Source organism: Formosa bonchosmolovskayae (genome assembly GCF_051016085.1).
GTDB lineage: Bacteria > Bacteroidota > Bacteroidia > Flavobacteriales > Flavobacteriaceae > Formosa.
The window spans coordinates 63,077-85,148 of the sequence record NZ_CP174605.1; the positions used below are offsets into that span (position 1 = coordinate 63,077).

21 protein-coding genes are annotated in these 22,072 nt (G+C 34.5%); 16 read left to right on the forward strand and 5 right to left on the reverse strand.

What is annotated here, in order from left to right; genetic code table 11:
* Positions 1–6 precede the first annotated feature (6 nt).
* The 4 genes from ACKC83_RS00245 (at position 7) to ACKC83_RS00260 (ending at position 2,871) form a co-directional block, all read left to right on the forward strand.
* Positions 7–798, forward strand: coding sequence for a S1/P1 nuclease (locus ACKC83_RS00245; RefSeq protein WP_434036601.1), 792 nt, complete (start codon positions 7–9; stop codon positions 796–798).
* Between the two features lie 305 nt (positions 799–1,103).
* Positions 1,104–1,511 carry a hypothetical protein gene (locus tag ACKC83_RS00250; RefSeq protein WP_434036602.1) on the forward strand — a complete coding sequence of 136 codons (408 nt, stop codon included), beginning with the start codon at positions 1,104–1,106 and terminating at the stop codon, positions 1,509–1,511.
* A 105-nt stretch (positions 1,512–1,616) separates the two neighbouring features.
* Complete coding sequence (locus ACKC83_RS00255; RefSeq protein WP_434036603.1) at positions 1,617–2,384, forward strand: threonine/serine ThrE exporter family protein; 768 nt, start codon at positions 1,617–1,619, stop codon at positions 2,382–2,384.
* Position 2,385: 1 nt separating this feature from the next.
* Positions 2,386–2,871, forward strand: a complete 486-nt coding sequence (locus ACKC83_RS00260; protein WP_434036604.1) for a threonine/serine exporter family protein — start codon at positions 2,386–2,388, stop codon at positions 2,869–2,871.
* A gap of 85 nt (positions 2,872–2,956) precedes the next feature.
* Here ACKC83_RS00260 and ACKC83_RS00265 read toward each other — a convergent pair whose 3' ends face one another.
* Positions 2,957–3,358, reverse strand: a complete 402-nt coding sequence (locus ACKC83_RS00265) for a MotA/TolQ/ExbB proton channel family protein (RefSeq protein WP_434036605.1) — start codon at positions 3,356–3,358, stop codon at positions 2,957–2,959.
* A 189-nt stretch (positions 3,359–3,547) separates the two neighbouring features.
* Here ACKC83_RS00265 and ACKC83_RS00270 point away from each other — a divergent pair, with 189 nt between their 5' ends.
* Both ACKC83_RS00270 and ACKC83_RS00275 read left to right on the forward strand, forming a co-directional pair.
* Positions 3,548–4,618, forward strand: coding sequence for a sensor histidine kinase (locus tag ACKC83_RS00270; RefSeq protein ID WP_434036606.1), 1,071 nt, complete (start codon positions 3,548–3,550; stop codon positions 4,616–4,618).
* Entirely contained in the window at positions 4,605–5,321 is a 717-nt protein-coding gene (locus ACKC83_RS00275; RefSeq protein WP_434036607.1) for a LytR/AlgR family response regulator transcription factor, read from the forward strand. Before ACKC83_RS00270 ends, ACKC83_RS00275 begins: the two co-directional genes overlap by 14 nt.
* A 37-nt stretch (positions 5,322–5,358) precedes the next feature.
* Here the strand turns inward: ACKC83_RS00275 and ACKC83_RS00280 are convergent, their stop codons facing one another.
* The 3 genes from ACKC83_RS00280 to ACKC83_RS00290 all read right to left on the reverse strand — a co-directional run bounded on the left by ACKC83_RS00280 (position 5,359) and on the right by ACKC83_RS00290 (position 9,745).
* Positions 5,359–7,506, reverse strand: coding sequence for a prolyl oligopeptidase family serine peptidase (locus tag ACKC83_RS00280; protein WP_434036608.1), 2,148 nt, complete (start codon positions 7,504–7,506; stop codon positions 5,359–5,361).
* Positions 7,507–7,763: 257 nt separating this feature from the next.
* Positions 7,764–9,164: a dihydrolipoyl dehydrogenase gene (gene lpdA / locus ACKC83_RS00285; RefSeq protein ID WP_434036609.1), complete on the reverse strand. Its 1,401-nt coding sequence runs from the start codon at positions 9,162–9,164 to the stop codon at positions 7,764–7,766.
* A gap of 122 nt (positions 9,165–9,286) precedes the next feature.
* Complete coding sequence (locus ACKC83_RS00290) at positions 9,287–9,745, reverse strand: Lrp/AsnC family transcriptional regulator (protein ID WP_434036610.1); 459 nt, start codon at positions 9,743–9,745, stop codon at positions 9,287–9,289.
* 157 nt (positions 9,746–9,902) lie between these two features.
* Here ACKC83_RS00290 and ACKC83_RS00295 point away from each other — a divergent pair, with 157 nt between their 5' ends.
* From ACKC83_RS00295 to katG, 6 genes are all read left to right on the forward strand, one after another.
* Positions 9,903–11,105: an aminotransferase class I/II-fold pyridoxal phosphate-dependent enzyme gene (locus tag ACKC83_RS00295; protein ID WP_434036611.1), complete on the forward strand. Its 1,203-nt coding sequence runs from the start codon at positions 9,903–9,905 to the stop codon at positions 11,103–11,105.
* Between the two features lie 154 nt (positions 11,106–11,259).
* Positions 11,260–12,744, forward strand: a complete 1,485-nt coding sequence (gene nhaC / locus ACKC83_RS00300) for a Na+/H+ antiporter NhaC (protein ID WP_414035495.1) — start codon at positions 11,260–11,262, stop codon at positions 12,742–12,744.
* 137 nt (positions 12,745–12,881) lie between these two features.
* The gene (locus tag ACKC83_RS00305) at positions 12,882–13,520 is read left to right on the forward strand and encodes a peroxiredoxin (protein ID WP_434036612.1); all 639 of its coding nucleotides are present in this window, start codon (positions 12,882–12,884) and stop codon (positions 13,518–13,520) included.
* Positions 13,521–13,582: 62 nt separating this feature from the next.
* The gene (locus ACKC83_RS00310; RefSeq protein WP_414035493.1) at positions 13,583–13,897 is read left to right on the forward strand and encodes a thioredoxin family protein; all 315 of its coding nucleotides are present in this window, start codon (positions 13,583–13,585) and stop codon (positions 13,895–13,897) included.
* Positions 13,878–14,135 (forward strand): DUF6952 family protein, encoded by a 258-nt coding sequence (locus tag ACKC83_RS00315; protein ID WP_382384385.1) that lies wholly within the window; start codon positions 13,878–13,880, stop codon positions 14,133–14,135. The genes ACKC83_RS00310 and ACKC83_RS00315 overlap by 20 nt, the downstream gene beginning before the upstream one ends.
* Before the next feature lie 536 nt (positions 14,136–14,671).
* Positions 14,672–16,975 (forward strand): catalase/peroxidase HPI, encoded by a 2,304-nt coding sequence (gene katG, locus ACKC83_RS00320; protein ID WP_434036613.1) that lies wholly within the window; start codon positions 14,672–14,674, stop codon positions 16,973–16,975.
* 243 nt (positions 16,976–17,218) lie between these two features.
* Here katG and ACKC83_RS00325 read toward each other — a convergent pair whose 3' ends face one another.
* The gene (locus ACKC83_RS00325; protein ID WP_434036614.1) at positions 17,219–17,797 is read right to left on the reverse strand and encodes a fasciclin domain-containing protein; all 579 of its coding nucleotides are present in this window, start codon (positions 17,795–17,797) and stop codon (positions 17,219–17,221) included.
* Positions 17,798–18,026: 229 nt separating this feature from the next.
* Here ACKC83_RS00325 and tpx point away from each other — a divergent pair, with 229 nt between their 5' ends.
* The 4 genes from tpx to ACKC83_RS00345 all read left to right on the forward strand — a co-directional run bounded on the left by tpx (position 18,027) and on the right by ACKC83_RS00345 (position 22,066).
* The gene (gene tpx, locus ACKC83_RS00330) at positions 18,027–18,533 is read left to right on the forward strand and encodes a thiol peroxidase (RefSeq protein ID WP_434036615.1); all 507 of its coding nucleotides are present in this window, start codon (positions 18,027–18,029) and stop codon (positions 18,531–18,533) included.
* Positions 18,526–18,894, forward strand: coding sequence for a diacylglycerol kinase (locus tag ACKC83_RS00335; RefSeq protein ID WP_414035488.1), 369 nt, complete (start codon positions 18,526–18,528; stop codon positions 18,892–18,894). The genes tpx and ACKC83_RS00335 overlap by 8 nt, the downstream gene beginning before the upstream one ends.
* Before the next feature lie 63 nt (positions 18,895–18,957).
* Positions 18,958–21,423, forward strand: a complete 2,466-nt coding sequence (locus ACKC83_RS00340) for a DNA translocase FtsK 4TM domain-containing protein (protein WP_434036616.1) — start codon at positions 18,958–18,960, stop codon at positions 21,421–21,423.
* A 1-nt stretch (position 21,424) separates the two neighbouring features.
* Positions 21,425–22,066 (forward strand): LolA family protein, encoded by a 642-nt coding sequence (locus tag ACKC83_RS00345; RefSeq protein ID WP_434036617.1) that lies wholly within the window; start codon positions 21,425–21,427, stop codon positions 22,064–22,066.
* Positions 22,067–22,072: the final 6 nt, after the last annotated feature.

Here is a 22,072-nt window from a genome sequence, read left to right on the forward strand (position 1 = left end):
ACTATTATGAAACTGAAATATATAGCTCTACTTTTCTTTGCCTTACTAATTGTAACACCAACACTAGCAAATGTTAAACCTGCTCCAGAATGGGGACCAACAGGACATCGTGTGGTTGGTAAAATCGCAGATAATTATTTAAAAGGAAGTACTAAACGTGCGATTCAAAAATTATTAAACAGACAATCTTTAGCATTTGTATCGACTTATGGCGACGAAATAAAATCTGATGATCGCTATAGAAAATTTGGAACTTGGCATTATGTTAATATGGAAGCGAATCAATCTTATGAAGATTCGGAAAAGAATCCTAAAGGAGATGCTGTAGTTGGTGCCGAATATTGTGTTTCTGTTTTAAAGGATAAAAATGCTACAGATGAAGATAAGGCCTTTTATTTAAAATTATTGATTCATATTATTGGAGATATTCACCAACCTATGCATGCTGGATTAGCTGCAGACAAAGGAGGGAATGATATAGATGTAAAATGGATGGGTAAAAGCACCAATTTACACCGTGTTTGGGACAGCGACATGATTAATGGTTACGATATGAGCTATACCGAATTAGCCTCGAATGCAGATGCCCTTTCAAAAGATGAAATTAAACATATTGAAGAAGGAACCATAACCGACTGGGTTAACGAAACACATACTTTAGCCAATGCCATTTATAAGGATGTTAAACCGGGAGACAACTTAGGCTACAAATATGCCTATAATAATCTTGGTATTGCACGTTCTCAAATTCAAAAAGGAGGAATTCGTTTAGCGAAGCTTCTTAACGATATTTTTTAACACATACATATCATAAACTTAGCGTAAAAGTTGATGTATTTTCTATACATCAACTTTTTTTATGTTAAAACTGAAATTAACCCACTAACTATTAATCAATCATTATCAGACAATTACACATATTTTACTCGTAAAAACAACTTATTAACTCAGCATTAATAAAATTTTAATCAATTAGGTTTAAAATATGTAAAAACGAATAAAATAATACGTTACAATAAATTATAAACAATAAACGTGATACATTTGCAAACTATTTTTATTAACTTAATGAAAATATTATTTTTTGATATAAAAGAAATCTAATGAAACGTTTACTTACTTTCGACTTTGGCTCTCTAAAATTGTACGACAACTATGTTCTCGCGCAAATTAATGAGGGTGCAACAGTATCTACCGATGCAAGTAAAGTTTTACTTGATATTGCCGAGAACTTTTATACAGATCGCTTCTTTGCATACATCTCTTACCGTAAGCATTCTTATGCTATAGAACCTGGTGCGCTTATTGAAGCTTCTAAAATTAAAAATCTAGTTGCTTTCGCAATTGTATCTAATATCCCTAATGCACTAAACAATACCAAGATAGAAAGTATGTTTACCAATAAAGCCTATGAATCTTTCGAGGTAATCTCCGAAGCCAAGTTATGGGCCACTAATACTGTCTTAGAACACACTAAAAAGGTGCAGGCTAAGAATTCAATTCAGTCTTAACATATACTTAGACTCATTCTATCTTATATATAAACACCGTAAAACGCTTATTTTATAGTAAACAAAAAATTAAATTTGTGCATTCAAAATCTATACTAATCTTATATGGATGCTTCAAAAGATTTAATAAAAGCTACAAACCTCCTGTTAGAGATTGCTTCCTTTTTAATGGTGTCTGGAGCCAATACCAATCGTGTAAATTTAAATATTAAAAGATTCGCAGATAGCCTGGGCTTTAACGCATCATTTTTTATCAGTCAGAAAAGTATGATCATGACATTGTACAAAGAAAATTCTTCTGAGAGCTGTACGCGTGTTAAAAATATTCCTGGCCTTGCCCTTAATTTTTCGGCAATATCGGCAGTAAGTAAAGCGAGTTGGAAAGCTTTAGAAAATAATTGGGAGTACAATCAAATTTCTGAAAAGATTGAGGAAATAAAACAACTTAAAAGATATCCTCAAATTATTGTCACCATAGCGGTAAGTTTAGCTGGAGCCGGTTTTTGTAATATTTTTAAAGGCGATTATCTAAACATGTTAGTCTCCTTTGTAAGCACCTTTATTGGATTGCTGGTTTTACAATATACACATCGAAAAAACTATAATGTATATCTCCGAATTTTTATTGGTTCTCTTGTAGCTTCATCTATTGCGTCTATTGGTATAAAACTAAATATTGGAGCAAAACCCGCTACGGCATTAGCAACCTCTGTTTTATATCTTGTTCCAGGAGTACCGTTAATAAATTCTTTTACAGATTTTCTAGACAATAATATTATAAATGGCTTAGTTAGATTTACCACGGGTTGCATGATGGTACTTGCCATAGCACTAGGTTTATTTATTTCAATGTTAATTTTTAATTTAAACTAACATGGCAGAAATTGTTTTTAAACTAATCGAAGTCTCTATTTGGTCTGGCCTTGCAGCGGTTGGGTTTGGTATTTTATTTAACATCCCTAAATCGACAATTTTTACGGTATTCGCCTTAGCCTTTTTTGCGGGACTTATAAAATTCACACTTATTCATTTCGAGGTAAACATTATTATTGCCACCTTTTTAGGCATTCTATTTGTGAGCTTTGTAGGCATGCCTATAGCGCATAAAATTCATCATCCGCCAGTCGTTTTTTGCATTCCTCCTGCTATTCCTATGATTCCAGGATACTTTGCATATGAAACCATATTGGCGATAATGAATTTCCTTTTTATTGAAGAAGACCCTCTAAAAAAAGCGGAACTCATTAGCGATATCTTTTCTAATGGTCTAACCATGGTTTTTATCCTTATATCTATTGCTATCGGAATTTCTCTTCCTTTACTACTCTTAAGAAAAAACACAGTCAAAAAGATCGAGTAACCACTTGCTATATTTTTATTTATTAAAAACCAAACAGGCTCAATCGTACGATTGAGCCTGTTTGGTGAATTTGCATTAGTAAACCTTAAAACTTATACATCCACTTATAAATTAAGATTCCAATTCTAGAAATTACAAAGACTAAAGTTCCGAAAAGTGTTGTTAAAAAGGACACTTTTAAACCTCCTGCTAGCATCCCAGAGGATATTGAGTTCATACCTTCAATAGCATCAAAAGCAGTTATTAATCCAATAATAGAGCCAAGAAAACCAATGACTAATCCTAATAGACTGGAGTCGCTTACAAGACTTATCATTTTTCTAGATTTCACTTCATTTTTATTCGCCAGATAAAATCCACTTATCAAAAAGAAAGAAGACAGTAGTAAACAGATTAAAATTAGCGACATAAATAAAACACCACCTTCACTAAAACGATTAGCTAATTGTGTAAAAAAACCTTGTTGTTGCATCATTAAAACATACATAGTAAAATATATTATAGTTAGTAGACTCCAAAACTACTGCCAAATAACGCATCATTAAATGTAATGCGATGAACGACCAATTTAGGCCTTTTTTTAACCGAGGTGTTAAATCGGTTGCTAATTCTGTAATTCGTCTATAAAACACCTCAGCGTTTCAAAAATATAGTATTATTGTATAAGATTGGAATTATGTTAACACCACATTTTATATTAAAACAGTTAGGCCGTCTAGGTCTACACATCTTATTTTGGTGTGGTGTCTTGTTATTTTACACTTATTTTTTTGGCTCCGGAAGTAGCGATATGAGTTATGTACTCTCCTTCTCGCTGTTTTTAATGCCCATTACAATTGCGACAACTTACGTGTTTATTTACAAACTGATTCCGGATTATTTAATGCTGAAAAAGTATGCGCTTTTCGGACTCTACAGTTTATATACTTTTATAATTTCGGCTTACCTGATTATCCTTTCTATCTTTTATGGCTTAATTTATTTATCGCATTTTGAATACAATAATATGGCGCCTGTAAGTCAGAATTTATTATTTGTTATGATTGGTGTGTATTTAGTAACCACTGTAGTGAGTGCTTTTAAATTATTAAAGTTGAATTTAAAACAGGTTGAAAACACAAGTAAATTAGAACACCAAATTCTCGAAACCCAACTGAAGCTAAAAGAACAAGAATTGCAGTATCTAAAAATGCAGATTCATCCGCACTTTCTATTTAATACCCTAAATACCATGTATGGGTTTTCGTTAAAAAAAGCTAATGAAACGCCTGAAATGATATTAAAACTTTCAAATTTATTAGATTATTTACTCTACCAAATCGACAAACCTTTTGTGTTATTGACAGATGAAATTAATCACATTCAAGATTATATTGCTTTAGAATCACTTCGGTTCAACAAAACGTTGAATATAAATTTCAATATTGAAAACATCTCCGAGACTACAAAAATTGCTCCCATGCTTTTTCTTCCTTTTATAGAAAACAGCTTTAAACACGGAGTTTTAAAACACGGTATATTAAATATTAAAATTGATTTATCGTTTAAAGACCACATGATTTATTTTTATATTGAAAATACGAGTGCATCATCTTCTGAAACCAAATCTGGTATTGGACTAGAAAACATAAAAAAACGTTTAGAGATGCTTTATAAAGACGCCTATACCTTGTCTATTTTAAATACGAATAGCACATTTAAAGTCCGATTAACATTAAAAACAGAAGACGCTTTTGCAAACCAATAGAATCATATCGTGCCTAATAGTAGATGACGAAGTTATAGCTAGAGAAGTAATTGCTTCGCACCTATCTAAAATTAGCAACATTACAGTAGTTGCCAGTTGTAGCAATGCCATTGAAGCCTTTAATCAAATAAGCAATCATACCATTGACTTGGTGTTTTTAGATATAAACATGCCAGAAATCTCCGGAATTTCGTTTGCTAAATCCATTAACCCCAGTATTAAAATAATTTTCACCACAGCATATCGCGATTATGCTGTTGAAGGTTTCGAGCTTCAGGCCGTAGATTATTTATTAAAGCCTATTTCTTTTGAAAGGCTATTAAAGGCTGTAAATAATTATTTTGACGTTTATACCGAATCTCAACATGGGAATTTACCAGTAGCAGACGTTTCATACTTTATGTTTGTGCGTTCCGACCGGAAAATGATAAAAATAGATTTTGATGCTATTGTTTATATAGAAAGCTATAGCGATTATCTAAAAATTCATTTACAAGATTCCACTATCGTGACTCGAGAAACCATTAGCGCTATTGAAGTAAAACTGCCGCCAAAACAGTTTTTAAGAATTCATCGCTCGTATATTATTTCAGTAAAAAATATTACCTCGTTCACAAACGAACATGTTACCATATTAAACCAAGCGTTGCCTATTAGCAGAAGTTATAAAAAAGAAGTTTTAGAGCTTTTAGAACGGTATTAATTGATTGCCAGATTGACACTTCCGGCATTTCAATGTATTACAAAAAGTGATATAAAAAAGCGTATTTATACAACACCTTATCGAACCAATCGTTAAAAGACAATGGTCCGCCGTGGCCTGCACCAGGAATTAAATACATAAGATATAAAGATTCTGGACTTGCTTTTTCCTGAAGTGTTGCTAAAAATTTAAACGTATGTAAAGGAGGTACACGATCGTCGCTTTCTCCAGTCATTACTAGATAATTTGGATACTTAACGCCTTCTTTAATATTATGCATAGGTGAATAAGACCACAAATTATTAAAATCGGCTTCATTGGTGGTGCTCCCAAATTCATTAATATTGGTAGCGGCAGAGCCCACTGTAAAATTTTCAAAACGCAACATATCGTATGGCCCAGCTTCGGCAACCACAGCTTTAAACAGATTAGGTCTTTGAATTGCCGCCGCGCTAACTAATAAACCTCCATGAGATCCACCATTACTTCCTAAATGCTCTGAACTGGTATACTTTTCCTTAATCAGATAGTCTGCTGCTGCAATAAAATCGTCTATTCCATTTTGTTTTTTTAATCGTCTCCCTTCAAGGCTCCAATCGGAACCTTCTGCTCCTCCACCGCGTACATTTGGAATGGCTAAAATACCTCCATGAAGTAACCATAATGCTCTAGACTCATCGAAAGCGGGCTCTACAGTGGTACCATAACCTCCATAACCGTAAAGTAAAGTCGGATTTTCACCATTGAGTTCTGTTGTTTTTAAACACGTTATATACATGGGGATTTCTGTTCCATCCTTAGACTTGTATTTTACATATCGAGTTTCTAACGATTCTGGATCGTAAGGTACCGATACCGATAAACTTGGTTTAAATGTTAAGTTTTTTAAAGACAGTTGATAGTATAAGTCTGGGTGATAAAATGAAGACACATAGAAATCTGTAAATTCTACATCTTCCTTATTTTCTCTAAGTCCGTTGACTTTTTTCCCTTCTGGAAAATCAATTTTGTGTAATAAATTGCCATCTAAATCATAAAACAAAGCCAGATCACGGTTTCCGTTTTTGTAAATACATACAAATTTATCTTTACCTAACCGATTTACTTGTTTTAAAAACACATCGTATTCCGGAACAATTTCTGAGGGTTTATTAGGAGTATTTGTATCCACAATAAGAACCCTTCCATTTGGCGCTTCCCAATTAGTTCTTAAAAGTATTTTATCACCAAAGGCTTCTTCTATAGTTATGTTAATGGTACTGCTGTGCGGGTAGATAAGAAAATTCTTTAAATTAAGTAATGAATCATTCTTTTCGGCTACTGCAAGTGCGCGATATTCTTTATTTTTATGACTTAGCGTTTTATAGAAAAATAATTTTTCATTTAACTCGAAACATTTAAATTCTTCCGAATCGCTCTGAGCGCTATTAGCATAAAGCATAATATCTTTATCTTGAGTATCGCCAAATTTATGATAGTATAATTTCTGACCTACAGCTTTATCCAAATGGGCACGATTATCTGTTGGCTCATCATATCTGTCGTAATACAGGTTCATCTTATCCCAAACAAGATTGCTTCCATTTCTAATATATTTAAGCGAATTATGGATTTGCTGTCCGTTACTCAGATAAAAAAAGAACAATTCTTGCCAATCACTACCTTCTTGAGATAACCTAATCGCTACTAAATCGTACTCTTCATTTATATCATAGCCCATGATAGCAATATTCTTACCTTGGTCTTTCATGAATTTTTTAATATCCACTAAAATTCTGTAATTCTTATCTCCTCTTTCTCTGTAATGCAAATTTGGAAATCGATTACTATTTTGTGTTTTATACTTAAATTCGTACTTACTCTTATTTGCTTTATCTTTTTCTACGTATCCCTTAATTTTTTGCTCCTTAACACCATAATACATAGCCGCTATTTGATCTTTTAAATCTAAGGTCTTTAAATATCTACTTTTTACTTTTTTGGTAAGCTTCGTTTCAGCCTCTAGCCAAGTAACGAGTCTGGGATCTGCTGGATTTTCCATCCATTGATACGGATCACTTATAGTTGTATTAAAATAGGTGTTTGTATTAGAATCTTTTGGAGCCAATTCATACTCATATTGCTTTTGAGCAGATAATTGAAATGCAAAAAATAACAAGAAGGTGAAAGTGTAAAATTTAGACATAAATAGGCCTGATAAGGGTTTAAAATTTGGGTAGATAAAAATATCAAATTAAAGAATGACAGCTAAGTAATTTCTGTTTTTTATTCCTGCTTATTTTTTCTAAATAATTTCAAATTCAGACCTTAAATACTAACATTTAAAAGTGAGAACTTACCCCATCGCAATTTTTTAACGTGGCAACATTTTATATTATTCCATAAAAAAAAAGGCTTTCCTAAACTAAGGAAAGCCTTTTCTATATAATTTAAATCTATGTTTTAAACATGTAAAGCACGATCTCCAGTTGCTGCTAGGGCCGCTTCTTTAATCGCTTCTGTAAATGTTGGATGCGCATGAGACATTCTAGAAACATCTTCTGCACTAGCTCTGTATTCCATAGCTACAACCGCTTCGGCAATCATATCGGCAGCACGAGCACCAACCATATGTACACCTAAAATTTCATCGGTAGTTTTATCTGCAAGAATTTTCACAAATCCGTCTAAATCCATACTAGCTCTACTTCTACCTAAAGCACGCATAGGGAACGATCCCACTTTGTATTCTACTCCAGAATCTTTTAACTGCTCTTCTGTTTTACCAACAGTTGCAACTTCTGGCCATGTGTACACCACGCCTGGAATTAAGTTATAATCGATATGTGGTTTTTGTCCTGCTAAAGTTTCAGCAACAAATACACCTTCTTCTTCGGCTTTATGAGCTAACATAGCACCTTTTACAACATCACCAATAGCATAAATGTTAGAAGCACTAGTTTGTAAATGGTCGTTCACTTCAATTTGTCCACGGTCTGTAAGTTTCACTCCAGCAGCTTCAGCATTTAAACCATCTGTATACGGACGACGTCCAACAGACACTAAACAATAGTCTCCTTTAAATTCTACTTCTTCTCCTTTTTTATTGTCAGCTTTTACAATAACTTCATCACCAACACGCTCTACAGATTTTACTTTGTGAGACACATTCATTTTGAATTTTTGCTTCTTTAAAACTTTATTAAGTTCTTTAGATAAGCCAGCATCCATAGTAGGGATAATACGATCCATAAATTCTACTACAGAAACCTCAGAACCAAGACGCTTGTAAACTTGTCCTAATTCTAACCCAATAACACCACCACCAATTACGATTAGGTGTTTCGGAATTTCTTTAAGTTTTAAAGCTTCGGTAGATGTAATGATACGTTCTTTATCGATATTAATAAACGGTAAGCTTGAAGGCTTACTTCCTGTTGCGATAATTGTATTTTTTGCTTCAATCTCTACAGTTTCCTCTCCAGAAATTGTAATATGAGTGGCATCTTTAAATGCTCCTAAACCTTGATATACATCAATGTTATTTTTTTTCATCAAGAAGTCGATTCCACCAGTTGTCTGGTCTACAACAGACTGCTTACGCGCAATCATTTTTTCAAGATTTACTTTTACATCACCAGGGATTTCAATTCCGTGCTCTTCAAAATGCTTAATCGCATCTTCGTAGTGATGAGAAGAATCTAGTAAGGCTTTACTAGGAATACATCCTACATTTAAGCAGGTTCCCCCAAGTGTTGAATATTTTTCTATAATTGCAGTTTTCATACCTAGTTGTGCGCAACGTATCGCTGCTACATATCCTCCAGGTCCTGAACCGATAACGGCTACATCGTATGAATTCATAAAGTTTATTTTGATTCTTTTTTTAAATGGTACACAAAAATACAAATTTACATAGGTTTAGCAGCTTAACATTCTTAAAATTTTAAGTTTTTTTTTGAGAATATACTAAAGTTCGCACGACCTTAAACGGGAATAATAGTGCTGTGTTTCACTTCATTAATCACAAACATGCTGTGCGTACTCCCAATATGATTAATTGTTGTGAGTTTATTCACCATAAATTCCCGAAACGCAACCATATCTTCTACCATTACTTTTAATAAATAATCATAATCGCCACTGATGTGATAACACTCCATGACCTCGTCTAAATTGGCCACCTCTTTTTCAAACTGAACCACATAATCCTGACTGTGTTTTACGAGCTTTATGTGACAATACGCTACGAAAGATTTCTGTACTTCGTCTTTATTTACCAAAGCCACATACCTATTAATAACCCCTTGATTCTCTAATTTTTTAATGCGTTCGTACACCGCAGTAACCGATAAATTTAGACGTGTAGACAGCGCCTTATTGGTTTGTTTACTATCTGTTTGAAGTAAGGTTATGAGTTGTTTGTCGATGGCATCAAATATCATATTGAAAAATTTTCTATTAAAAGTTATAAACGGAGCTCCAAACCAAATATAAAACTATTTTAAATCAAATAGCTAGTTTAATAATCTAAATAAACAAACAACCATTGATAAATATACTAAATTTAATCAATTTTGATTCACATCAAAAAATAAAATAATGGCATTTAAACCCGCAAACAGCATTCAAGACTTACAATATTTCGGAGAATTCGGAGGCGTAAATCCTTCCATTTCAGATTCATCTACATATACCTTTATATCGGCTAAGACCATGTTCGATACTTTTGAAGGCAATACCGATGGATGTTATTTATATTCCCGGCATTCTTCTCCTTCCAATCTTTACTTAGGCGAAGCTTTGGCCGCTATGGAAGGTACAGAAACTGCAAATGTTTACGCTTCAGGAATGGGCGCAATTACCTCTGTGTTACTTCAAAATTGTGGCGCTGGCGATCATGTTGTTTCTAGTCGAACTATTTACGGCGGTACGTATGCTTTTCTAAAAAATTTCGCACCCCGATTCAATGTAAAGACATCTTTTGTAGACATAACAAAATTAGAGCGTGTTGAAGCTGCGATTACACCACACACTAAAATGATTTTTTGTGAGTGCGTTAGTAATCCACTATTGGAAGTCGCAGATATAAAAGGTCTAGCTCAACTTGCAAAAAAGCACAACCTGCAATTGGTGGTCGACAATACGTTTTCACCTTTAAGCATTTCTCCAGCAAAACTTGGTGCCGATGTGATAATTCACAGTTTAACAAAATTTATAAATGGTAGTAGCGACACGGTTGGTGGTGTAGTTTGTGGTACTCAGGATTTTATTAATCAGTTAAGAAGTGTAAATGATGGTGCGGCTATGTTATTAGGATCGACAATGGATAGCATGAGATCGGCTTCTGTTTTAAAGAACCTGAGAACACTTCATCTTCGTATGCAACAGCACAGCAAAAACGGATTGTACTTAGCAGAAAAATTTGAAGCTAACGGATTAAGAACCGTGTATCCTGGATTGGCTTCACACCCAGCTCACGAACTATTTAAAACTATGATGAACACTCCATACGGGTTTGGAGGTATGCTAACAATTGATGTAGGCTCTATTGCTAAAGCTAACGCACTTATGGAACTCATGCAACATAAAAACTTAGGGTATTTAGCCGTGAGTTTAGGATTCTATAAAACCTTATTTTCTGCGCCTGGAAGTTCTACCTCTTCAGAAATTCCTGAAGACGAACAAAAAGAAATAGGATTAAGCGATGGACTAATTCGGTTCTCTATAGGTTTAGATGCCGATATAGAACGCACCTATGATATGATGCACGAATGCATGGTAGAATTAAAAATATTAGACTAGAAATTATTTTTTCTAAACTTAAGAACACTTCTATTATTAGAAGTGTTTTTTTTATGTCTATTTTTTGAAAATTTTGTTTATCTCGGCACGTATTTGCACATAAGCGACTAAAATCGTAACATTACAAATCTTAATATAACCGTAAAAACAGCGCATGGAAAGCCAAGACATAAAGCCCACAACACCCAAAGATGACCCGATTGTAGAGAACAGAGAATTAAGTATTTGGGAGGCTTTAATCCCCGTTTTAGCTTTAGTAATTATGTTGTTTTACAACGTTAAATATGCCTTTGGAGACGACGCCTTAAGTGGAAGTAATCAGTTTCTTTTATTGCTTGGAGCTGCGGTTGCAGCCATAGTTGGCTTTTTTAATAAGGTCTCTTACGACCAAATGATAGAGGAAGTTGCCGAAAATATTAAATCGACTACAGGCGCTTTACTAATCTTATTATTTGTAGGATCTTTAGCCGGAACTTGGCTAATTAGCGGTATTATACCGTCCATGATTTATTATGGATTACAAATTCTAAATCCCACAATTTTCTTACCTGCCTGTGTTATCATTTGTGCTATTATTTCTGTGGCTACAGGGAGTAGTTGGACCACTTCTGCAACCGTAGGTATTGCATTAGTAGGTATTGGAAATGCTTTAGGTATTGATCACGGGATGACTGCTGGAGCAGTAATTTCCGGAGCATATTTTGGAGATAAAATGTCGCCTTTAAGTGACACCACCAACCTTGCTCCCGCTATGGCTGGAGGCGAATTATTCTCGCACATAAAATACATGACGTATACAACCATTCCTACTTTAATAGTTACGTTAATCTTATTTGTAATCATTAGTTTTTCTTTAGATGTTCAGGGAACTACAGATACGTCTGCCATGCTTGCATCTATAGAACACTCATTTAATATATCGCCTTGGCTGTTTTTAGTTCCCGCTATTGTAATCTTTATGATTATTAAGAAGTCACCGCCATTACCAGCTCTATTAGTGGGGACTTTACTAGGAGGTGTATTTGCCTTGATTTTTCAACCAGAAATCGTCAAGGCTATTACAGGCGCTACAGAACTTAATTTTCTTACCGCCTATAAAGGTATAATGACAGCTATAACGGTAGACACTTCGGTAGCCACAGAAAGCGCCGAGTTAAACGACTTATTCTCTTCAGGAGGAATGTATGGTATGCTTGGAACCATTTGGTTAATTATTTGTGCCATGGTTTTTGGAGGTATAATGGATGCTATCGGTGCACTTTCTAGAATAAGCAAGGCCGTATTAAATTTATTCGATTCTGTATTCGGATTATTTGCAAGTACAGTAATAAGCTGTATCGGTTTAAATGCCATTGCGAGTGATCAATACTTAGCGATTGTTATTCCTGGTAGAATGTATAAAAAAGCATTTAGCGATAAAGGATTGGCTCCAGAAAACCTAAGTAGAACACTGGAAGATTCTGGAACAGTAACCTCTGTTTTGGTACCTTGGAATACCTGCGGAGCTTACCAAAGTAGCGTTCTAGGAGTTGATACATTTCACTATGCGGGCTATGCCTTCTTTAATTATTTAAGTCCGTTTACAACTTTAATATTCGCTGCTTTTAAGATTAAAATCAAGCAACTCTCTGATAAATAACAAAAAACTATCATATTTTAAATTAATTATAAAAAAACCTTATAGTGTTATAAAAATTTAAAATTTTGTTCACATTGTAAATACACATAGAGCCGTATATTTGTATCAGAAAATTAACAATTTAAAATATAGATATTATGGCATTTGTAGGTAAAAAATTTCCAGATTTAAACGTTGACGCAATGAACGAAATGGGCGATAGTTTTAAAGTAAACGTTCTAGAAGAAGCAGTTAACAACAAGAAAAAAGTAGTTTTATTTTGGTACCCAAAAGATTTCACTTTTGTATGCCCAACTGAATTACACGCATTCCAAGCTGCTGTTGCAGAATTTGAAAAAAGAAATACTATTGTAATTGGTGCATCTTGCGATACACCAGAAGTACACTTTGCATGGTTAAACACTGCAAAAGATAACGGAGGAATTGAAGGTGTAACTTACCCAATTTTAGCAGACTCTAACAGAAACTTAGCATCAACTTTAGGAATCTTAGACATTACAAACGAAACGTTTAACGAAGACACTGGAGTTGTAACTGTAGAAGGTGATAACGTAACTTACAGAGCAACGTATATTATAGATGAAGATGGTGTTGTACAACACGAAAGTATTAACAACATGCCATTAGGTAGAAATGTTGGAGAATATTTACGTTTAGTAGATGCGTTAACTCACGTACAAGAAAAAGGTGAAGTTTGTCCTGCAAACTGGGAAGAAGGAAAAGATGCAATGAGCGCTAACAGAGATGGTGTTTCTAGCTACTTAGCTTCTCACTAATTAAAATACACAATTCACCATCCTTTTTCACAAAAGGATGGTAATCTAAAAAATCATCTGTTATGGTACAAGAATTAGAACAAGACAATTTAAGTGAAATTGTATCTGGTAATGATACAGTAGTTGTGCAATATTCAGCAACTTGGTGTGGTAATTGTAGAATTATGAAACCAAAATTTAAAAAATTAGCGACCGAAAACGAGAACATCACTTTCGTAATTGCTGATGCTGAAAAATTCACAGAATCTAGAAAACTAGCAAACGTAGATAACTTGCCTACTTTTGCAACCTTTAAAAAAGGTGAATTTGTAAACCAAGTACAAACAAATAAGTTTGACGTTTTAAAAGAGTTAGTCGATGAAGTTGCCAGTAATTAAACACCTGACTCAATTTATTGAGGAAAACGACGAAGATTTCGTAAATGAAACCATCGAAACACTTGAAGCTCTAACGGAAGTATCATCGCTTAAAGATGAAGAATTAGATGTTATTGGTGAATTAATCTCTAACATGTACGGCGCTCTTGAGGTAAATACTATGATTAAAAATGGTACACCACAAAAAGAAGCTTTAAACAGTTTCATGAAACGCGTTTTAGGTTCTATAGATAAATAAGAACACCTCTATAATACTAAAGTCCCCTTTTTCTAAATGGAAAAGGGGACTTTTTTTTTTAAAACATTATTAAAAATTCAACTTACTTCACGAGTAAAAAAAATGGGATTGCCCTAAAGAAACTCAGAACCTCTTCCCTATTTTCCTTCCACATAAAACGATTTTTATACACCTTTTGCAATCACGCATCATATATTATCACAACACTGCTCATTAAGCTTGAAAGGCGATAAATACTTGTACGACCTACTACACCACACCCTTAAAAATTATGACTAATAATAAATTCTAACGCGTTACTACAACACCAAATTACCATATTATCAATTATTTAACCTTATAATTTACATTTCTTGTGTTTTTATTTTATTTTTATAGAAACCTGAAACTAATAACAATACGTTATAATAATACAAAAACCCATCAATTATATTTATATCTTAATAGAATATGAAAATTAAATCTTTCATTTTTTAAATGCGAACTAGGGTATCTTTGGTGTATAGCAAATACAATAAACGTCTAAACTTTTACATATGGAAAACGATAATAAATCGAACCCAACTGGAGACATTAGTCAATGTCCTCACCACCAACAATTGGAAAAACAACAACAGCAACAACACAAAGATCAAGCATACCCAATTTCGGAAGAAAACGATGAGCATTCAAGAAGTCACAGTGCTTCAGCAGGAAAGTGTCCTGTTATGCACGGAGGAAATACTTCTAGTAAAGATTCTGTAATGGATTGGTGGCCAAACGCACTAAATCTTGATATTTTACATCAGCATGATACCAAGACAAATCCTTTGGGAGAAGCATTTGATTATCATGAAGAATTAAAAAAATTGGATATTGATGCCCTAAAAAAGGATATGCATGCTTTAATGACGGATAGTCAAGATTGGTGGCCTGCAGATTGGGGACACTATGGCGGATTATTTATTCGTTTATCTTGGCACTCTGCTGGAACCTACAGAATCTCTGATGGTCGCGGTGGTGGTGGAACAGGAAATCAGCGTTTCGCACCATTAAATTCTTGGCCAGATAATGTGAGTTTAGATAAAGCACGACGATTACTATGGCCAATCAAGAAAAAATATGGTAATAAAGTAAGTTGGGCCGATTTAATTGTTTTAGCCGGTACCATCGCTTATGAAAGCATGGGCTTAAAAACATACGGATTTGCTTTTGGACGTAAAGACATTTGGAACCCTGAAACAGACACCTATTGGGGTGCAGAAAAGGAATGGTTAGCTCCAAGTGACGAGCGTTATAATAACGTAGACAAACCGGAAACCATGGAAAACCCCTTAGCGGCGGTTCAAATGGGATTAATATATGTAAATCCAGAAGGTGTTAACGGAAAACAAGATCCGTTAAAAACTGCTGCTCATATACGTGAAACATTTGCGCGTATGGCTATGAATGACGAAGAAACTGTAGCTTTAACAGCTGGTGGACATACGGTTGGAAAAACACATGGTAATGGAGATGCAAGTATCTTAGGTCCAGAACCTGAAGGTGCCAATGTAGAAGAACAAGGACTAGGTTGGAGCAATCCTACTAAATCTGGGAAAGGACGTTATACTGTAACCAGCGGATTGGAAGGTGCATGGACTACTAACCCAACGAAATGGGATGGTGGTTTCTTTGAAATGCTATTCAATCACGAATGGGAATCTGTTAAAAGTCCTGCCGGTGCTTTACAATGGGAGCCTGTAAGTATAAAAGATGAAGATAAACCAGTAGATGTAGAAGATGCTACTATTCGTCACAATCCGATGATGACTGATGCCGATATGGCCATGAAAATGGATCCTATTTACAAAGAAATCTCATTGAAGTTTATGAACGATCAAGAGTATTTTTCAGAAACTTTTGCACGTGCTTGGTTTAAATTAACCCATAGAGATATGGGACCAAAAGCTAATTACATTGGTACAGATGTACCTGAAGAAGATTTAATTTGGCAAGATCCAATTCCTGCTGGAGTTACAGATTACGATGTTAATGCTGTAAAAAACAAAATTGAAGCTTCAGGGTTATCTATTCCAGAACTGGTAAATACAGCATGGGATAGCGCACGTACTTTCCGTGGCTCTGATATGCGCGGTGGAGCAAATGGAGCACGTATTCGTTTAGCACCACAAAAAGACTGGGAAGGAAATGAACCACAACGTTTAGCTTATGTATTATCTGTACTAGAACCTATTGCATCTGAATTTGGAATTAGTATAGCAGATACCATTGTGTTAGCAGGTAATGTGGGTATTGAAAAAGCCATAAAGGCAGGAGGTTTAAATATAGATGTACCGTTTACTCCTGGACGTGGAGACGCCACAGACGAAATGACCGATGCAGATTCCTTTGCTCCCTTAGAACCTTTGGCAGACGGATACCGTAACTACACTAAAAAAGAATATGCCGTAAGTCCTGAAGAACTTATGCTAGACCGTACCCAATTAATGGGCTTAACTGCTCCAGAAATGACAGTACTTGTTGGTGGTATGAGAATGTTAGGTACAAACTACGACAATACTAAACATGGTGTATTTACAGATAAGGTGGGCGTCTTAACTAACGATTTCTTTGTAAACTTAACCGATATGGGCAACACATGGAAACCTATAGAAAAAGGTCTTTACGAAATTAGAGATCGTAAAACAGGAACAGTAAAATGGACCGCTACACGAATGGATTTAGTATTTGGTTCTAATTCTATTTTACGCTCTTATTCTGAAGTGTACGCACAAGATGATAATAAAGAGAAATTTGTAAAAGATTTTGTAAAAGCATGGACGAAAGTCATGAATGCAGATCGTTTCGATTTAAAATAAATCAGAGTACAAAGCATATTAAAAATATAGCGGCTTCAATTTTAAAATTGAACCCGCTATTTTATTTATAAGATCTCTAGTTGTAAACTCTAAATCTCTCTAAATGTTAGGTTATAAGTTAGGACATTATGTAATCCTTTCACATGTGTACTATTGAAACCAGTTCTATACGCTATATAATAAAAGAGCCTCTTCAAAGTGAAGAGACCCTTAAAGCCTATCTTAATAAATCCCTTAAATAAATTAAGATTTCGGCAACAAAACAGTATCAATAACATGAATCACCCCATTAGACTGATTTACATCTGCTATGGTTACTTGTGCTGAATTTCCATTTTCGTCTGTTACATACACTTCTTTTCCTTTTAACCACGCAGTAATCACACCACCGCTAACGGTTTTAATTTCTGCTTTACCTTTTCCTTTTTTAATCATTTTTAAAAGATCTGAAGCATTCCATTTTCCAGAAACCACATGGCATTTTAATATGGTTTGTAATTTCATTTTGTTTTCAGGCATTAATAAAGTCTCCACAGCTCCTTTTGGTAAATTAGCAAAGGCTTCATTTGTAGGCGCAAATACAGTAAAAGGACCTTCACTAGATAATACGTCTACTAAATCGGCCGCTTTAACCGCCGCGACTAATGTGGTATGGTCTTTAGAATTTACCGCATTTTCAACTATATTTTTACTTGGGTACATTTTGGCTCCGCCTACCATAACTGTTTTTTCTTTCATCATATCGTCTTGAGCAAACCCACAAATTGAAGAGAAAATTGCGATAGAAAATAATACTGATTTTAATACATTTAATGTTTTCATAATTTTGATGCTTTAATTTTTTGATACTTTAGTGTTCATATCGTTACTAACGAAATTTAAAGTCTATCGGTTTTTACAAAACGATTGTTTTAACAATTCATTAACTGAATACCTAGAATAAACACCTGATTTTGATAATTTTAACTAGAAAACAAAAAATCAAAAAAAACAAATAGTTTAAGCCTCTAATTATTCTTATTTTTAAACCTTTAACCAATACATTTCAATTATGGCAACAGTAACCTTAAAAGGAAACGAAATACAAACCTCAGGAGAACTACCTAAAGTAGGAACTAAAGCTCCAGATTTTACATTAACCACTATAGAACTAGGTGCAAAATCTTTAAAAGATTTTGAAGGATCTAAAGTCATTTTAAACATTTTCCCTAGTGTAGACACTGGAACTTGTGCACAATCTGTAAGAGAATTTAACAAAGAAGCGAGTGCTTTAGAAAACACGAGAGTACTTTGTATCTCTCACGATTTACCATTTGCACAAGCGCGTTTTTGTGGAGCAGAAGGCTTAGACAATGTTATTTCTTTATCAGATTATAAAGATGGAAGTTTTGGAAAAGCTTACGGTATTAACTTTACTACAGGACCACTTGAAACATTATTGTCTCGTAGTGTAGTAGTTTTAAACGAAAAAGGAGACGTTATATACACAGAACAGGTGTCTGAAACTGTGAACGAACCAAATTACAAAGCCGCTTTAGAGGCTGTAAAAAATGCCTAAAAAAGAATCGTTCCTAGAGAATAGAATTAAGAGTGTAGGATTTGCGTTTAAAGGCGCAATCCTACTCTTAAAAACAGAATCGAGTATAAAAATCCAGTTTGCAATTGCGCTTTGCGTAACTGTAGCTGGATTTTATTACGAGATCTCGCCAACAGAATGGATGGTGCAAGTTTTAGCCATCGGAATTATAATGACCGCCGAAGGTTTAAACACAGCTGTAGAAGCCATTGCAGATTTTATACATCCAGAATATCATTCTAAAATTGGTTTTATAAAAGACATCTCTGCTGGAGCCGTTTTTATAGCAGCAATCGCAGCAACCATAGTTGGTTTTATTATTTACTTTCCAAAAGTATTTTAAATACTATACCTTTAGGATAACCGTTAGTAATTTGTATTTTTGCTCAAATTAACAACAGCTTTGATGGCTAAAAAGAAACCTAGAACGAAACAACCTAGTTCTCCTAAATTAAAAAAACCAAGTCTGAAATTAACAAACCAACAAAAGCTTATTTTTGGGAGTTTGCTTATCATTTTTGGGATTATTTTGGGTACCGCATTTTTATCATATTTCTTTACAGGAAAAGCAGACCAAAGCATTCTTAACGAATTTACAGCGCGCGATGTCGAAGCTAAAAACTGGATAAAAAAATTAGGCGCTTTTCTTAGCGATATTTTTATATACCGTGGGTTTGGTGTTGCCTCTTTTATTTTTGCCGGACTTTTTATTCGCTCGGGAATGCACGTACTTTTAAATATAAACTCCTCTAAACTCAGACAACATTGGTTCTGGGGGTTATACTTAATTGTTTGGTTTTCTATGTTTTTTGGTTTTTTCGGAGAAAAACATTCCATTTTAGGTGGTACTGTAGGGTACGAAACCAACACCTATTTACAAGATTACATCGGTATTTTAGGCGTCTCTTTATTATTATTCTTCGGACTGATTGTTTATCTAGCCACGCGTTATAAAATTACTATTCACAGTTTTATCGCATTATTTAAATCGGCTAAAAAGAATATTTCAGACGAATTAAAATCGGATAAAGACGAGCAATTTGCTTTCGATAATAATTTAACAGAAGAAGCCGAAGCCATTAAGGCGGCACACAATGCAGCGCTTGCTAAAAAAGAAACACCTGCAAAACCAGTCGCTCCTGCAAAGCCTACAGCTCCCAAACCTGAAATTGAACCGACTCCTATAGTGGAGTTTGACGACATTTCGACCAAACCTAAAAAAGACATTCCAACCAGTACTTTAGAAGTTGAAACGCCTATAGAAGAAACCATAGAAGACACTGCCGAATTAGAAATTGAAACCGTTGAAGAAGAACTTTCTGAAACCGATAATCTATCAAATAAATTAGTGGCAGATTTTGGATTGTTTGATCCAACACTTGAGCTTGGAAAATATCAATTTCCGCCATTAGACTTATTAAAAAAATACGATAACGAAGGCATTTCTATCAATCAAGAAGAACTTGAAGGGAACAAAAATAGAATTGTAGAGACCTTAAATAATTATAAAATTGGTATTGCGAGTATTAAAGCAACCATAGGACCAACAGTTACTTTATACGAAATTGTACCAGATGCTGGGGTTCGTATTTCTAAAATTAAAAACCTGGAAGACGATATCGCACTATCTCTTTCGGCTTTAGGAATTCGTATTATCGCGCCTATTCCTGGAAAAGGAACTATTGGTATAGAAGTACCAAATAAAAATTCCACCATCGTTTCTATGCGATCTGTAATTGCATCTCAAAAATTTCAGAAAACAGATATGCAATTACCTATTGCTTTTGGAAAAACCATTAGCAACGAAACTTTTGTCGTCGATTTAGCTAAAATGCCACACATGCTTATGGCAGGTGCTACCGGCCAGGGTAAATCTGTTGGACTAAATGCGGTTCTTACATCGTTATTGTACAAGAAGCATCCTGCCGAAGTTAAGTTTGTTTTGGTTGATCCTAAAAAAGTGGAATTAACACTGTTCAACAAAATAGAGCGTCATTATCTAGCCAAACTTCCAGACGAGGCAGAAGCCATTATTACCGATAACACTAAGGTTATTAATACACTTAATTCACTGTGTATAGAAATGGATAACCGTTACGAAATGCTTAAAAATGCATTATGCCGTAACATTGTAGAATATAATACCAAATTTAAAGCACGTAAATTAAACCCGAACGACGGTCATGCCTTTTTACCATATATAGTTTTGGTGGTCGATGAGTTTGCCGATTTAATTATGACGGCAGGTAAAGAAGTAGAAACACCTGTAGCTCGTTTAGCACAATTAGCACGTGCCATTGGTATTCACTTAATTATTGCTACACAGCGTCCATCGGTTAATGTTATTACGGGTATTATTAAAGCCAATTTCCCGGCGAGAATCGCATTTAGAGTAACATCTAAAATCGATTCCCGAACCATTTTAGATGGTTCTGGAGCAGACCAACTTATTGGTCGTGGAGATATGCTATACACTCAAGGAAACGAATTGGTACGTATACAATGTGCGTTTGTAGATACGCCGGAAGTAGAACGTATTGTTGATTTTATTGGGGCTCAAAAAGCATTTCCAGATGCGCATTTACTTCCAGAATATGTTGGTGAAGAAGGTGGCACAAATCTTGATATTGATATCTCCGACAGAGATAAATTATTTAAAGAGGCGGCCGAAGTTATTGTAACTGCTCAACAAGGGTCAGCTTCATTATTACAACGTAAATTAAAATTAGGTTATAATCGCGCTGGGCGTTTGATAGACCAATTGGAAGCGGCCGGAATTGTAGGCCCTTTTGAAGGTAGTAAAGCCCGCCAGGTGTTAGTTCCGGATTTTGTTGCGTTAGAACAATTATTAGAAAATGAAAAGAACAATTAGAATGAAAACATTTTTACTTTCAATTACATTATGTTTTACCCTTTTGGGATTTAGCCAAAACGATCCTAAAGCCAAAGCGCTTTTAGATCAAGTTTCAATTAAAGTAAAATCTTACGATAATATTTCATTAGATTTTAGATATGTACTTCATAATTCTGCAGAAAACATTAACCAGGAAACACGTGGTGATGTTGTTATGGAAGGCGATAAATACGTATTAAACATCTTAGGTATTACTAGAATTTACGATGGTAAAACCATGTATAGCATTAACCCAGAAGACGAAGAAGTCACTATTTCTACAGAAAATCCAGAGGACGAAGGTAGCATTACGCCTAGTAAAATGTTATCGTTTTACACTGAAGGGTACACTTACAAAATGGGTGCTAAAGAGAATATAAAAGGACGTGTAATTCAGTTTGTAAAATTAACGCCTATAGATTCTAATTCAGAAATAGACCATGTCCTTTTAGGTATCGATCCGCAAACAAAGCACATTTACAATTTAATTGAAGCTGGTAATAACGGAACAAAAACCACACTTACGGTAACGTCTTTCGAAACAAATCAGACCTTGTCTAAAGCCTTATTTTCTTTCAACAAAGACAAGTACAAAAATTTTTACATCAATAAATTAAACTAGGCTATA